17 protein-coding genes are annotated in these 14,310 nt (G+C 48.5%); 8 read left to right on the forward strand and 9 right to left on the reverse strand.

The genetic code is table 11. The annotated features are described in order from the left end of the window. The first annotated feature begins 87 nt into the window (after positions 1-87). Positions 88-555 carry a GNAT family N-acetyltransferase gene (locus UC14_RS24560; RefSeq protein ID WP_112152436.1) on the forward strand — a complete coding sequence of 156 codons (468 nt, stop codon included), beginning with the start codon at positions 88-90 and terminating at the stop codon, positions 553-555. 261 nt (positions 556-816) lie between these two features. Further along, positions 817-1,353, forward strand: coding sequence for a GNAT family N-acetyltransferase (locus UC14_RS24565; RefSeq protein ID WP_112152435.1), 537 nt, complete (start codon positions 817-819; stop codon positions 1,351-1,353). Between the two features lie 68 nt (positions 1,354-1,421). Here UC14_RS24565 and UC14_RS24570 read toward each other — a convergent pair whose 3' ends face one another. The 3 genes from UC14_RS24570 to UC14_RS24580 form a co-directional block, all read right to left on the reverse strand. Beyond that, the gene (locus UC14_RS24570) at positions 1,422-1,817 is read right to left on the reverse strand and encodes a VOC family protein (protein WP_050144761.1); all 396 of its coding nucleotides are present in this window, start codon (positions 1,815-1,817) and stop codon (positions 1,422-1,424) included. A gap of 172 nt (positions 1,818-1,989) precedes the next feature. Further along, the gene (locus tag UC14_RS24575; RefSeq protein WP_112152434.1) at positions 1,990-2,421 is read right to left on the reverse strand and encodes a bifunctional diaminohydroxyphosphoribosylaminopyrimidine deaminase/5-amino-6-(5-phosphoribosylamino)uracil reductase RibD; all 432 of its coding nucleotides are present in this window, start codon (positions 2,419-2,421) and stop codon (positions 1,990-1,992) included. A gap of 225 nt (positions 2,422-2,646) precedes the next feature. Then, positions 2,647-3,141 (reverse strand): DUF523 domain-containing protein, encoded by a 495-nt coding sequence (locus UC14_RS24580; protein ID WP_024191716.1) that lies wholly within the window; start codon positions 3,139-3,141, stop codon positions 2,647-2,649. Positions 3,142-3,349: 208 nt separating this feature from the next. Here UC14_RS24580 and UC14_RS24585 point away from each other — a divergent pair, with 208 nt between their 5' ends. Next, positions 3,350-4,018, forward strand: coding sequence for a class I SAM-dependent methyltransferase (locus UC14_RS24585; protein ID WP_112152432.1), 669 nt, complete (start codon positions 3,350-3,352; stop codon positions 4,016-4,018). A gap of 130 nt (positions 4,019-4,148) precedes the next feature. Here UC14_RS24585 and UC14_RS24590 read toward each other — a convergent pair whose 3' ends face one another. Next, positions 4,149-5,057 (reverse strand): LysR family transcriptional regulator, encoded by a 909-nt coding sequence (locus UC14_RS24590; protein ID WP_112152431.1) that lies wholly within the window; start codon positions 5,055-5,057, stop codon positions 4,149-4,151. A gap of 121 nt (positions 5,058-5,178) precedes the next feature. Between UC14_RS24590 and UC14_RS24595 the strand changes: the two genes are divergently transcribed. Continuing rightward, positions 5,179-6,108, forward strand: coding sequence for an alpha/beta hydrolase (locus UC14_RS24595; RefSeq protein WP_112198625.1), 930 nt, complete (start codon positions 5,179-5,181; stop codon positions 6,106-6,108). Between the two features lie 367 nt (positions 6,109-6,475). On the opposite strand, the gene UC14_RS24605 is transcribed toward UC14_RS24595, so the two are convergent. Continuing rightward, the gene (locus UC14_RS24605) at positions 6,476-7,405 is read right to left on the reverse strand and encodes a LysR family transcriptional regulator (RefSeq protein WP_015697049.1); all 930 of its coding nucleotides are present in this window, start codon (positions 7,403-7,405) and stop codon (positions 6,476-6,478) included. Between the two features lie 119 nt (positions 7,406-7,524). On the opposite strand from UC14_RS24605, the gene UC14_RS24610 reads away from it, so the two are divergent. Next, a complete protein-coding gene (locus tag UC14_RS24610; RefSeq protein WP_015697048.1) occupies positions 7,525-8,622 on the forward strand; it encodes an alkene reductase in 1,098 nt (365 codons plus the stop codon). Between the two features lie 314 nt (positions 8,623-8,936). Here UC14_RS24610 and UC14_RS24615 read toward each other — a convergent pair whose 3' ends face one another. Genes UC14_RS24615 through UC14_RS24625 form a run of 3 tightly spaced genes read right to left on the reverse strand, consistent with a single transcriptional unit; the run spans position 8,937 to position 11,490 of the window. Continuing rightward, positions 8,937-9,374, reverse strand: coding sequence for a hypothetical protein (locus tag UC14_RS24615; RefSeq protein ID WP_173362073.1), 438 nt, complete (start codon positions 9,372-9,374; stop codon positions 8,937-8,939). 50 nt (positions 9,375-9,424) lie between these two features. After that, on the reverse strand, positions 9,425-10,813 hold the full coding sequence (locus tag UC14_RS24620) for a HAMP domain-containing sensor histidine kinase (protein WP_112198626.1): 1,389 nt from the start codon (positions 10,811-10,813) through the stop codon (positions 9,425-9,427). Next, the gene (locus UC14_RS24625) at positions 10,813-11,490 is read right to left on the reverse strand and encodes a response regulator transcription factor (protein WP_013575641.1); all 678 of its coding nucleotides are present in this window, start codon (positions 11,488-11,490) and stop codon (positions 10,813-10,815) included. Before UC14_RS24625 ends, UC14_RS24620 begins: the two co-directional genes overlap by 1 nt. A gap of 206 nt (positions 11,491-11,696) precedes the next feature. Between UC14_RS24625 and UC14_RS24630 the strand changes: the two genes are divergently transcribed. Then, complete coding sequence (locus UC14_RS24630; RefSeq protein ID WP_015689968.1) at positions 11,697-12,533, forward strand: MipA/OmpV family protein; 837 nt, start codon at positions 11,697-11,699, stop codon at positions 12,531-12,533. Positions 12,534-12,655: 122 nt separating this feature from the next. Here the strand turns inward: UC14_RS24630 and UC14_RS24635 are convergent, their stop codons facing one another. Continuing rightward, the gene (locus tag UC14_RS24635; protein WP_015689969.1) at positions 12,656-12,910 is read right to left on the reverse strand and encodes a hypothetical protein; all 255 of its coding nucleotides are present in this window, start codon (positions 12,908-12,910) and stop codon (positions 12,656-12,658) included. Between the two features lie 409 nt (positions 12,911-13,319). Between UC14_RS24635 and UC14_RS24640 the strand changes: the two genes are divergently transcribed. Together UC14_RS24640 and UC14_RS24645 are read left to right on the forward strand one after the other, a co-directional pair. Continuing rightward, entirely contained in the window at positions 13,320-13,838 is a 519-nt protein-coding gene (locus UC14_RS24640; RefSeq protein ID WP_013575644.1) for a ClbS/DfsB family four-helix bundle protein, read from the forward strand. Positions 13,839-13,893: 55 nt separating this feature from the next. Continuing rightward, positions 13,894-14,112 (forward strand): hypothetical protein, encoded by a 219-nt coding sequence (locus UC14_RS24645; RefSeq protein WP_013575645.1) that lies wholly within the window; start codon positions 13,894-13,896, stop codon positions 14,110-14,112. Positions 14,113-14,310 lie beyond the last annotated feature (198 nt).

Consider the following 14,310-nt stretch of genomic DNA (forward strand, 5'->3'; position numbering starts at 1 on the left):
GGCGCTAATCCGACGTTAATGAGTCACAAAGCTGCACAACCTGTTATGTTGCACATCTTAGTGGCAGCCGAGCTTCAAGGAGTTTAGATGAGCAAATCGCCTGACATCACCGTTGGGTTCCGCCGCGCGGAAGAAAATGATGCGGAATTGGTTCGTGAGATAGTTCTTGCGGCCTATTCCAAATGGATTTCGGTCATTGGTCGTGAACCGACCCCGATGAAGGCCGATTTTAATAAAGTCGTCCGTGAGCATGACATTGACCTGGCCATTGTTGCAGGGGATGTCGTCGGCCTCATCGAAATATGTCTCCATGCTGATCATCTTTGGATAGAAAATGTTGCGGTACATCCTCACCGGCAAGGAATTGGAATCGGCCGGAGATTACTGTCGCATGTTGAAAGTAAAGCAGCTCAAGCGGAGATTGGGGAAATTCGCCTGCAGACGAACGAAGCATTCGAGGCGAACATTGCATTATATGCGGCGCTAGGATATGAAATCGATAGACGTGAACCATTCATGGGTGGAAAGACCGTCTTTATGAGCAAAAAATTGTAGCGGTTACTAACACTGCCCCGAAACAAAGATTTCTTGAATCATTTTAAGGTGCATAGCTACTCAGACCTATCCGCTAAAGGATCAAGGGCAGCTTTGAGCGAAGAGCGGACATAGCGACATTCGGATCTGTAAGCTAGCATCGAAATCATTGCCAACAACTCTGTATGGTAATTGACGGTGAGGTGTTGCGAACCTGCTTTTCCCTAACTATAAAAACAGATATATAACTAACCTAATGATCACATTATTTAGGAAATTGTTTTGCAACTACAACTCACCAGACTGCATCTTCGCCCCGTAACTACATCTGACTTGGATGACCTTTTCAGAATTTATGGCGACCCGGCTACGAACACCTTTAACCCCGCAGGGCCATATCCTGACATGCAACATGCACAAACTGTTTTAGCTCGCTGGATCAACCACTGGGAAACTCACAGTTTTGGAAACTGGGCAATCTCTTTGCAGGATAGCCCTGAAAGGATCATTGGTTTTGGAGGTCTGAGCATCAGCAGTTATGCAGATATCTTAATTAATAACTTAGGATATCGTTTCGCCGCAGAGGCATGGGGAAAAGGTCTGGCGACAGAGTTTTCGAAATACTCTGTCAGATATGGATTTGGTGAGTTAAAGCTGACTGAGATATCTGCCGTAGTTAGAGGAAACCACATGGCATCGCAGAAAGTTCTTCAAAAAGCCGGGTTGCAATACGTAAAAGAGATCCATGATGTGAAAGACGCGCCGCCTAGCCTGCTTTTTTCTCTTACACAGAGTGAATGGCTCAGACAATCAATGTGAGCGTATTTACTCTAAATCATGGATAGCTAAACTGAAGCTAAAGAAGCGCCCTAAGGCGCTTTGGAAAATTAGTGGTTCTGGTACAAGTCCCAGCGATTTCCAAAGAGATCCTCAAATACAACCACCATCCCGTACTCTTCCTCACGTGGTTCCTCGCAAAATTGAACGCCTGCGGCCTTCATAGCGGTATAATCGCGCCAAAAATCGTCGGTCTGAAGGAAAAGGAACACCCGGCCGCCACACTGATTACCGATAAAGGTTTTCTGCCTATCGTTTGAGGCTCGGGCCAGAAGAAGATTACAGTCACTTTCCGGGTTAGGCGTCACAACCACCCAGCGCTTGCCAGGTTGAGGCGTGTCTTCAACAAGCGTAAACCCGAGCTTACTTGTGTAATATTCAATCGCTCGGTCATAATCGTCGACGACGATAGCCACATATCCCATGCATCTTTTCTGCGTTCTCAAAATTACCTCCACCCGTTTTGGGATCTGCCCTTCACTCGAAATCACCATATCATTCGCTATGAATGTCCGCTACTGGGCTGTGAGTTCAACCGATGGATGCTACACACTGATTGAACCGCTCTGAGCGAACATCGGACCTTTGGCTGACACAGTTTTGTTATGTCCATACGGCCTAAGACTTCGCCAGATAAGGGGATAGAAAATTCTCTACCTCTCGTTTACCAATGCCTAGCGTAAAGCTGACCCCTGCATTTTTTAAAATTCTGAGTCCTTCTCCACGGTTTCTAGGATGCGGGTCTTCCATGGCTACATAGACATGGAGTGGTTTCAGTTCAGCAAGTGTCAAGGCACAGGAGGGGGTTCTTCCTTGATAGGAGCAGGGTTCAAGTGTGACAAAGATTTCACATTCACCAATTGGAACCGTTAGTTTTGAAATGGCGTCTATCTCTGCGTGATGATGGCCTGGAAGTTGAGTGAAGCCTTCGGAAACCACCGCACTTTTATGGACAATTACGCACCCTACAGGTGGATTTGGTCTGCAGCCAGGTAAGGCATGACGTGATTTTTCAAGCGCTAACAACATGAATTCTAAATTTTTGCTCATCCGCCTTTATGCCCAAATATGTAAATCATAGACTTAAGATTTTCAAACCACCCGGGATGAATGTCCATTATTTAGATTAATTACTGATCAGCTATGACCAACCACTCGTAAATTAACTCACACTGACCCTTTGATACTTCCACTTTTGGCACTAAGCGGCCTGAGAAGGTGTCCAGGAATAAACAAAAAAGCTGATTTCTTTTCGTATCTCAATGAAAAATATGTTCAGCGTTCTTTCTCATCAATCCAAGCAATGAGATCGGCGAGCCTCTTCTCAGAAAACACGGCTATACCATGTTCAGTGAGTAGCGAAGCTGCGACTCCCATACCTGACTTACGTTGGCCGCTAAATGAACCGTCATAGATGAATTGGCTACCGCATGTTGGACTGCCGTCGGTTAACAACGCAGCGGTACAACCTGACTCCTGAGCTGTACGTAATGCCAACCAGGCGGCAAGCTGATAGTGCTCAGTTACATCCTGCCCCGTAATTTCAAGTATTCTGACCTGCGCCTTCATTACGTCTTTACCATCAGTAGAAACAATCTCAGCTGAGGGACGTGGAATTGGCAACCCAGCGGCCAGTTCAGGACAGTGGATCACAAGACGCTGCTCTTTCTGCCAGCGTTGCAACTGGTCGGTCATTTGTGCTTTCTCGCTTCCGTCATAGCGCACTTTGAACCCCATTAGGCAAGCACTTACCAGTATTTTATTTATCATCGTTATCGTATATCAGGGCAAATGAATGCTTGAATTATAATACCTTCGCTTTTTACATAGACATGCCTGTGGCAGTGCCAATACGCCGCTAAGAGTAAAAAGTGGACCGTACGGCGCTGTCGCTTTACCTTTATTGTCGTCTTCATATCCACGTTATTTGGCTATACAGTAACAGCTGATTATTTGCTGAGTATAAAGCATGTCCAATATGAATATTTACGAGAAACAGTATCGTGAACTGATAGCGAGCGGGGCTACAGCATGGGCTGGAGATGGTTATGTAAGGGCGAAAGAACAGCAGGAACGGGTGTTTTCCTGGCTCAGCATACATGAATATCTTCCACCATCTGGAGCAAAGGTTCTTGAGCTTGGATGTGGAAATGGCGCAATGGCAGCGCAGTATCTTACCGAGCATGGTTATGAAGTTTGGGGAGTAGATTTAGCTGAAACTGCAATCAAATGGGCTGAAGAACGCTTTCAACAAGCTAATCTCACCGCCCATTTTATTGTTGGTGATGTCTGCAACCTACCTCAATTTTCGGATTTAGAGTTTGATCTGATTGTTGATGGTAGTTGTTTGCATTGTCTTATTGGAGAAGTCAGGCAACGCTGCCTGGCTGAAGTAAAACGAGTTCTTAAACCCAAAGGGCACTTTGTGATCAGTTCCATGTGTGGGAGCCCCCACAACCCTGAAGACATTGACTGTTATGATATCGAAAAACATCAATTGCTAAAGAATGGTCAACCTTGGCGTACCTTACGACCACTTCAGGCATTGCTGGATGAGGTGCGGGAAGCACAATTTACCGTTCGCGCTACAAAGATTAATAATAACCCATGGTGGGATCATGCAACTCTCGTTTGCTCTGCACTCTAAGCTCATCCAATTGGTAAGATTGATAAAGTGTAATGTGATTGTTAAGCACCAAGCTAACTCCTGGCAGTTATGAGCGAGGAGCGGACATTGTGCCTGAAAATGTAGCCGGACAACTGCGTTTGGATATACTTTATTCCCAAGGTAAACCTTGCTCCCAGCTTTCCACAAGCAGGTCAATAAAGGCCCGAATTCGCGGGGATAAATGTCGTTTACTGGGATAAATGAGCCGAATAGGTTCCGGAGGGAAAGGATACTCCTCAAGCACCGGTATCAGCTTACCACTACGTAAATCCTCCCCTAGCAAATAGGTCGGTAAGTGAACGATACCAAATCCGGAAATTGCCGATGCCCGCATGGCTTCCGAACTGTCGAGGTTTAGCCGCCCGGGTCCTTCATACACAAAAGTACCTTCCGGAGTCGCAAACCGCCAGCTGCGTCTCTTTTCTGCACTCAGAAGAAAAATAGTGTCATGCCTGGTTAAGTCTGCGGGCGTTTCTGGAACGCCCCGTGAGGACAAATATTCTGGAGATGCACAAGTGACAATGTGCTGCGAAGCAATCGTTCGGGTAAGAATGCGCGAGTCATCGCGGGGTTCACCGATGCGAATGGCAATATCAAAGCCTTCTTCAATAAGATCAACAAACCTGTCGCTAAAGGACACCTCCGCACGAAGTTCCGGCCACTTTTTCAGATAAACATCCAGAATGGGAAGGATATGGCGCTGCCCAAAAGAAAGCGGAGCACTCAGCCGGAGAGTCCCCGTTGGTTTCCCCCTGCGCATGGCCATGGCGGCATCGACCTCTTCCAGGTCATCCAGTATCTGTCGGCAACGGTCGAACATGACCCTCCCTTCATCAGTCAGACTCAGACTCCGGGTGGTACGGTTAAGGAGACGAACACCCATACGCGTTTCGAGCCTGACAATACTCTTGCCAATGGCAGAACGAGTGAGCCCGAGGGAACCCGCTGCGTGGGTGTAACTCCCGGCTTTTACAGCCGCGACGAATGCGGCGATATCACCAATACTGTTGATCTCCATGCTTTATTTATCTCCTTTAATACGGGCTTTAACGTACCCTGATACGGGAAGCACATTCCCTAAATGTTTATATACTATAGGTTCCTGTTATTTTTTAACGCAAATACAAACAGGAATAAAAATGCTGAATCAACAAACCAAACAAGCCGTAAAAGAATGGTCAGAAAGCCTGGCCGGCCTGGGTCCAATCCTTACGGGTGAGGATACCGTAACGCCTATGAGTGAGGTACGTGACGCCTATACCCGTATGCTGGCTAAAAATCCTGCACCTTCCGGTGTCAGTTTTACTGAAGTCGACATGGGGGGCGTACCGGGCACGCTGGTGACGCCTGACAAACTTGAAACTGATGCCATCGTTATGTACATCCACGGCGGGGCTTATATTGTCGGCGAACCGGCGGGCTATCACGGTATTGGTGGTAACTACGCCAGCATGCTGGGCGCACGGGTTTACATGCCGGATTACCGTCTGGCACCGGAGTATCCTTTCCCCACGCCCGTTACCGATACCGTTCGTGCGTATGAGTGGTTGATTGAACAGGGCTTTGATGCCAGCAAAATCTTACTGGCGGGCGAGTCTGCGGGCGGAGCAATGGTGGTTACCATTATGGTAGCTGCACGTAATAAAGGCCTGCCACTTCCGGCCGGCGGTGTTTCCATTTCCCCATGGGCCAACCTTGAGCATACGGGCGTCTCCATGACCAACCGGGAAGGTCTTGATCCTCTGAACACCAAGGCCGGCCTGGATTTCCTGGCACGCACCTTCCTGGGCGATGCGTTACCTAATCACCCAATGGCATCACCGGTGTTTGCGGATGTGACGGGTCTGCCGCCGGTGCTGGTTCAGATTGGCGAGAATGAACTGATGCTGAGCGACGCGATGCGGCTCGCAACTCATCTGGGTGATAACCGGGTTCGCGTAAATTTGGAGGTTTGGCCGGGTATGTTCCACGCCTGGCATTTCTTCTCCACGCTGCAGCCAGAAGCAGTGCAGGCTCTGGAGAGCTCCGTCGCCTTTATGAAGCAGGTCCTGCGGGATGCTGCGAAGTAATCATCAATGATGAACTAAATAACGGGCGCGACTGACTGCGCCCGTCAGGAGTGAAAATCCCCCATTTACAGATACAACTCACTTATCCGCCGGATCTTGCCTCACATAGCGCATATAAGCGCGTATTCCGCCTGGGCCGCCTGACCTTCGGCTTTATTATTATGCCGCTTGAAGGTTAATCAGTCGGCCTTCCTGATAATAGGCCGGATTATCCAGGAGAAAACGTATGACTCAGGGGGGCGAAATCTACGGTGCTCATTACCGGGTAAGAATGGAAACAGACGCTCACAATCATTGGTCAATATGCTTGAGAGAATATAATTCTGGCAGGCTTGCGGTCGCTGATGTATCAGGCACTGATATCTCATTATCTCGTAACAGATGAACGCTGCGCGCTCGTTAACAGTGCCGGCAACTCTTTTTTCAGTTCTTCAATCAAGGCTCTCACTTTAGGAAGCACCGTGTGAGTCCTGGGCCACATTGCAGAAATGGGGGTGGGCGGTGCCTGAAAGGTGGGTAGAATTGCACGAAGCTGCCCCTTTTTGATGGCATCACCGCATAACCAGTCCGGAAGTTGCGTCACCCCACATCCTGCGATAGCCGCTTCCAGCATGGCTTGACCATTATTAAAACGGTAGGCTGAGGAAACAACATGTCTTACAACGTGCCCCTCTTTGCCCCGGATTAGCCAGTAAGTTTGCCCGTCTGATGGTAACCCTGAAATGCATCTGTGTGATGAAAGCTCACGAAGATCAATGGGGATGCCTGCTCGTTCCAGATAGCCCGCTGAGGCACAAATGATAAGCCTTTGCTCGCCCAGGCGGGTGGCAACCAAATCACCTGAGTCAGGCAGGGGGCCAAGCCTCAGTGCAAGGTCAAAGCCGTCTGTCGCGGGGTCGCGAACACGATCGCTGAAATCAACTTCGATATTCAGGGCCCGGTATTTTAACGCCATGATATTGAGTAAGGGCATAATGAAAAGGTGCCCAAAGGCCACGGGAACCGTCAGCCGCATCAGTCCAGACGGCTCGACTATCCCCGCCTCTATTCTGCTTTCGGCATCTGAAATCATATCCAGAGCAACAGTGCAGCGATTGAAATAGATCTCACCTTCCGGTGTCAGCGACAGGCTTCGCGTACTGCGGTTGAGTAAGCGAACCCCCAGCCGAATTTCCAGACGCTTGATGCTTTTGCTGAGTGCAGAACGCGTCACGCCTAAACCCTCAGCTGCAGCAACGAAACTGCCTTTTCTGACGACTTCAGTAAATTCCTGTACGCCATTGAGTTGTGCCGTCACAAATATTGGTTCCTTTATCTCAACACTGAGGGTCTTTTTGCCCAGGTAATCATGGCCTTCAAATAAGGATAAGATCGTTGCTAACAGATTTTTACCATGAAATGGCTTCAGGAGACAGAATGAGCGAGTTACTGAATATCTATACAATGAATGGAATAAAGCTTAATAATCGTGTCGTTATGGCACCAATGACCCGATCGCGGGCCTATGACCATGTTCCCACTGACAGTATGGTCACCTACTATCGCCAGCGCGCAACAGCAGGTTTAATTGTTTCCGAAGGTTCACCTGTTTCAATGGAAGGCCGTGGACAGGCTTACACGCCGGGAATTTACACTGACGAACAGATAGAGGGCTGGAAAAAGGTGACTGAGGCAGTACATGCGCAGGGTGGGAGAATATTCATCCAGCTTTGGCACGTAGGTCGTTCCTCTCACATTGCTCACCAGCCTGATGGGCAGGCACCGGTCAGCTCCGTCTCACGCGTGGCAGAAGGCTGCACCACTCACATTCCCGGTGATAACTGTCAGTCTGTACGCGTATTTCACAGCCAGCCCCGCGCATTAGCAACGGATGAAGTCCCGCGGGTGACACAGGATTTCGTTCGGGCGGCTAAAAATGCTATCGAGGCGGGTTTTGACGGTGTGGAGATCCACGCGGCTAACGGCTACATCTTCGAGCAATTTATCAATGGTGGACTTAACGACAGGACAGACCGCTATGGCGGTAATATTGCTAATCGCCTGCGGTTTACGCTGGAAACGGTGGATGCCGTCTCTGCAGCCATCGGGAGTCATCTGACAGGTATCCGTATTGCACCCTTTGGCCGCCTGCAGGATATGCATGGCTTTGATGATGAGCAGGATACCTGGTTATCTTTGGGTATCGAACTGCGTCGTCGACATCTCGCATATGTGCATTTGAGCGATCAGGAATCTCTGGGAGCTCAGGCCATTCCTGCTGGCTTTCTGACAAAGTTTCGCGAGGCCTACGAAGGTACCCTCATCGTCGCGGGCAGCTATACACAGGAGCGTGCTGAACTGGCACTCAGAGAAGGTTATGCCGACTTAATCGCATTTGGGCGTCCTTTCATAGCCAATCCTGATCTCGTTAAACGCATGAAAAATGGGTGGCCGATAGCTATTCCTGATAAGGATACGTTCTATACTGGGCGAGATGCAGGTTATATAGATTATCCCACGTATCACGTGGATTAAGCTTCCCTGAAACAGAAATGCATCTGAAATGCATCTGAAATGCATCCTATCCGCATGCTCGCTAAGGGTCCCGACAACTATTTTTGAGTTCGTCTGATCTGCTCCCTTATGAGTAGCACACTCAATTGTTGGTGACGTCCGCTCCTGACCAGCAGACAAACACGTGACGCTGAAGGTCTGCTGAGAGCGAACAGCAGACGTTCGCAGTTGTTCTCATTACTGATGAAGGCATTACTTAAATCGCGGTGTGTAAATCAACGGGGGATTAAGTCATATGGCCTGAGATGCTTCACGGTATTGACGAGAGTGTCGTTCTAGCAAGACCTATCGCCGTCAGCCCAGCGCTTGATATCACTTATATTTGGCGACCTGATGCCCACACTCAAGATGTTCTTGGTTGTGTATAGGCTGACCTGTGCTTTGTCCCCATCATGTCTTTCTATTTCAATTAGCGTGTTGTTAATCAACAGTCCCTGCGCAAGGAGCTTTTGATTGATCTCACCTTCATTGCGCTCACCGTCAAACTCGCTTAATACGATGACCGGATTTCCTGAATATGCCTCATATTCCAGGCACTGCCTTGCCATGTGCCTTAAGGTTCGATAGGTATCGGAGGGCTCCGTCTTGCTCGTGAAGCTGCCGTCATAGGATGATTGACTGCTTTTTAATTCGCTGACGGTTATGGCGCACCCGCTGATTGAGATAGAAAATAATAGTGTAGACAGCGTCAAATATTTCAATTTCAACTCCATTGTTCTGACAGAGGCCCTCCGCTGGGCTGGTATCAAAATCATGTTTTCTTTCAGGCGGACTTGTGGTTTGGAAAGTCAACAGTAACCATGAGCCCACCTTCTGCAGACGTACTCAGGCATACGCTGCTGTTGTGTTGCTGCGCAACCGCTTTGACTATGGCAAGCCCCAGTCCACTCCCGCTTTGTATCTGATTGGGATCGCGAAAAAACCTATCGAACACGCGCTCCCTCAATTCAAATGGAATGCCGGGCCCTGCATCTGAAACACGTAGCTGAGCAGATTTATCAAGTGATCGTACATCTACCTCAACCCGTCCGCCCTCAGGGCTGTACTTCACGGCATTTTCAATTAAATTATCAATCAGCGACATCAGGCGTTCCCTGACGCCTGTGATCCAGACTTCATCATCAGAGTAGAATTCGAGCTCAATCCTGCGCTCAGCCGCCAGCGGTGCCAGTGCAGCCATTCGCTCTTGTATGAGCGTTGTCAGCGGCACAGGCTCCATAACAGTGTCAATACGCACTTCGCTGTGCATCATCAGTAGCAACTGATTGACAAGACGCGCTGCACGGCTATTGCTGCGAATAATCCCTGCCAGCAACTCCTGTTGATTATTACTGCTTACATAGGACTGCAACGCCTCCACATTGATTCGCATCGCAGCCAGGGGGGTACGCAGTTCGTGAGCGGCATCTGCAATGAAAACCCGTTCCCTATCAGAACTCTCTTGTACCCTGGCAAGAAATAGATTAGTAGCGTCCACCATTTGGCGAAGCTCCATGTGCTTTGGCACTTCTTTTAAGGGAGAGAGATCTTCTGAAGTTCGTAAGGAAATTTCATTTATCACCTTGTTCCAGGGTCGCATTGCAATACGGATTGACAGCCACGCGGGAAACAAAAGAAAAGGAATGCACACCAGTAGCGGCAATATGTAGTATCCACGCGAGTTCAGGTATATAAAAAAGTTCCAGCCTCCGGCAGGCGTGACAAGTGTTACCTCCGCATCGGATCTCCCGGACTTGAGAGTACGGCTAGTCCAGGTGCGACCTTCACTCTGAATGCTCTGAATTTTCCCATACAGGGTGTTTGTCACCCCTGCCGGAGCGCCATCAGATGAATAAATTATCTCTTTATTCTTCCGAACGATTAGGCTGATTGAAAGTTTCGGATCTTCACCTCCGCCATAACCTTCCCGCAACGCGGTGCTGAACTTTTCCAGCACCGCGTTGCGATCCTGCGGGCGATCATCCATACGATCAACCAATGTAAGAATGGTTTCGTAGGTATTGCTGCCCGTTAGCATCGGGGGGCTACGCAAGTTCTCCCACAAAATGTAGGTCAGAAAAAGACACCAAAGCAATGTAAGCAGTAACATCTGGGCGATCATAATTCGCCGTACGAGCGTTGGAGTTCTCAGGCGGCGCCAAAAATTTCGCATCAACCAGCCCCTTTCTGAATCGGTACGGTATCAATGACATACCCTACGCCCCTCACCGTTCGTACATAACCGTCGCCGATTTTGCGACGTAAATTACCCATATGCACATCGAGTGCATTGCTCATATTTTCTTTTGCGCCGAATATCCTTTCTTCCAGAAACCTTCGTGTAAGCACGCGATCAGTGCGCATCATTAAAGTTTCAAGCAGCGCGTATTCACTTGCCGTCAACTCAACATTCCGCGCGCTCACTGTCACGCGACGAGTCGGCACGTGGAGAGATAACCCACGAATTTCTATCACCTCATTCTCAAAACCGTAACTGCGTCGCGCAAGTGCTCTTACCCTGGCCAACAACTCGGCGAGAACAAAAGGTTTGACGAGATAGTCGTCAGCACCGGCATCCAGCCCGCACAGGCGATCCTGCAGGGTGCCTCGCGCGGTCAGAATGATGACGGGGATCCCCTTGAGCTGCTGGCGCAAGTACGCCATCAGGCTCATGCCATCGCCGTCGGGCAGTCCGAGGTCGAGCAACACAAGTTCCGGCACGCAGGCATCGAGTTGATGCAGCGCATCCACTTTGCGGCGAACCCATATGACATCTAATCCTTGATCTGCAAGGGCAATACGTACGCCGTTGCCGAGATCCAGGTCGTCTTCGATGAGGAGAATTTTCACAATAGTTACGTTATCAACAGTGAATGAAGAACGTCTGAAGAAAAAAACGGTATCAGGAAATTTATCAGGTTTGTGTCACCGGTACGTGCTTAAGTATTTCTTCATTTTTAGCTCATGAGAACTTTAGGGTGCGTATTCAAACTGAGCGTTCTGGCGTTTAAAACCCGCTTGCATCGTAATCGTTTGAATCCATAAGGACTTCTTTAATGAGCAACTTCGAACTGCGTCATAAGTTCCCCTATTCACTCTCAGGACGCACCCTGATAAAAATGCTGCCGGGCGCGCTGCTGGCGTTACTGGCCACCCCAACACTCGCGGCAGAACCACAACAGGGTAACGCCTTAACGTTGGGAGGAGGCGTGGATGTTACGCCACTTTATTCTGGTTCGGATGAAAACCGCGTCACGACAGCCCTGGTGCTTGATTACTCGATGCATAATGGGTTCTTCGTGAGTACCACGCGGGGTATCGGTTACGGCAACAGCACCGGCAAGCTGGATTACAGTACTGCGCTGAGCTATCGCGCAGGCCGTAAGGATCATGACGTGGACAGCGACTCACTGAGCGATGGCAGTGACGACTTGCGAGGTATGGGCGATGTCAAAGGCTCGGCTATCGGGGCATTGGGTCTGGGGTATAAGGTCACCGACTGGCTTCATTTGCAATTGCAGGCTGAGGTGCCGTTTTCTCAGCGGGACAATGGCGCGGCCCTGCATTTCGGCATTATCAGCCCGCTTTATAGCTCATCGGAAAATACCGTGACGATGGCGCTGACCAGCAGTTGGGGAACAGGCAACTATATGCAAACTTACTACGGGGTAAGTTCATCACAGTCAGCCGCATCGGGGTTTAGTCAATATGATGCCGGTTCCGGGATTTATGCCTATTCACTGAATATGGACTGGACACACAAGTTCAACCAAGACTGGAGCGTGGTTGCCGCAACAGGCTTTACGCAGTTGGCTGGTGATGCACGCAACAGCCCGATTGTGCAACGAAAAGCATCGCCCACTGGAAGCTTGAAAGTGACATATAGCTTCTGAACGTAGTTCGATTGCACTGTCAATAAATACACACTCGATCCGCCCCGATACAGATGATGGGGCGGTACTCACAAAGGACGTAAGGATTTCACTTAAAGAAAGCTCAAGCATTGTTGTTTCTCCTAATTACAGTAACTGGCAAAAATAACGTGCTTATTTCTCATGGAGAGAACCCATTGAGAAGCTGAAATGGCATAGTGAATGTTTTTTATACCAAATTTTTCCAAGTCTTCCGGAGGGTATGAAAACCATTTCTCCGGAAATCTTTCTTTATAGTCATCTTTTAATTGCGGACAAAATGACACCCTGATGTTCACACCAATTCTTCTATAGAATGCAATGTCATCATTTTTTAATTTTTTAAATTCCTGAAGCATAAAAAAATCATCTTTAGAAATATTTCCTGATACTGTTACTTCTCTCTCAGGTCCGTTGACACCACCATGCCACAGAAGATATGAATTATTACCTAGATATTTATTCTTCCCGGCCGGGAAAATATATGTAGGTGAAGCCCATCAGGCTGCTTCGAGCGAACAGCTGACAAAAGGCCCAATGACGAAACGTCGTAGACAAGCGGCGGCACAAAAGATCCAGATGCATCCCGTCAGGGCTGCTGTCGCAGCCCCTGATAGCCTCAAACCTCTGGTGATTCATGTGCCTTGAACAAAGAGAGAGCTGTTTACAGGGACTTCCCCTTTCGTGCCAGGAAGTACATAATTGATTGATATTTAAACACCACATGGCGTCTTTATGGATCTCTTCTGAAGTGCGGGGTAACTCTGTATGAATGTACCGCAAACAAAATCTGAATTGCTTTTAGCAATCGATAAAAATTTCAATAAATTAATTAGTTATCTTAATGCCATCCCCCCCGAACTCACCTTAGATAACTCAATGGATGGACACTGCAAGGGCACGGAAATGAGTGTTCGCGATCTGGTTTCCTATCTGCTCGGGTGGAACACTCTGGTTGTAAAGTGGATCACTTCCGACGGGAAAGGATTGCCTGTTAATTTTCCAGAAACCGGTTTTAAGTGGAATCAACTTGGGCTTCTGGCGCAAAAATTTTACTCTGATTATAGCGAATTGGATTATAACGCGTTAATTACTGAGCTCGAGGAAGTAAAAGATGAAATAGTGAAACTTATTGATGGGCTCACTGATGACGCTTTGTATGCTAAACCATGGTACACAAAATGGACTATGGGGCGAATGATCTCATTTAACACATCATCTCCCTATGCCAATGCTAATGGCAGATTAAGGAAATGGGCGAAAAATAATAGTATCAGCTTAAAATAAAAAAACTCTGTGAATTTGTCACCTTTACTTTGATGAAAATGCCAGGAGATTAATAATGCTGATCTACAACGTTTTTGGACGACACCTTGGGATCAAACGTGAGGGGGAGCGCTGGCTGGTATTCCGCGCAGACCTGACAGAGCGAAAATTTTCCCGGCTTTACGACATCGCAATTCCGAACGATCTGACAGAGGCAGAAATTCCAGGTTGGCTTGATGACATTTTACATGAGGCGGCAACAGAGCGTCATCCGGAGGTGAAGCGTGTCGAATAAGAAATCTGGCTTGCATGCGTAAGTATCCCGCTTAACCGGAGCATTCACTAATAGAGATATTTTGTCACGCCATCCGGACATCGCCTCCTCACCATCGACAACTAATACGCTGTGCTGCTTGTCATGTCCGCCTCCGGCACAGTGAGAAGCGGACATCGTTTTTCGGTCAGGATACCTGTAGTGATGTTATGGACGCCC

The organism is Rahnella sp. NRRL B-41462, assembly GCF_003263525.1.
Lineage (GTDB): Bacteria > Pseudomonadota > Gammaproteobacteria > Enterobacterales > Enterobacteriaceae > Rahnella > Rahnella aceris.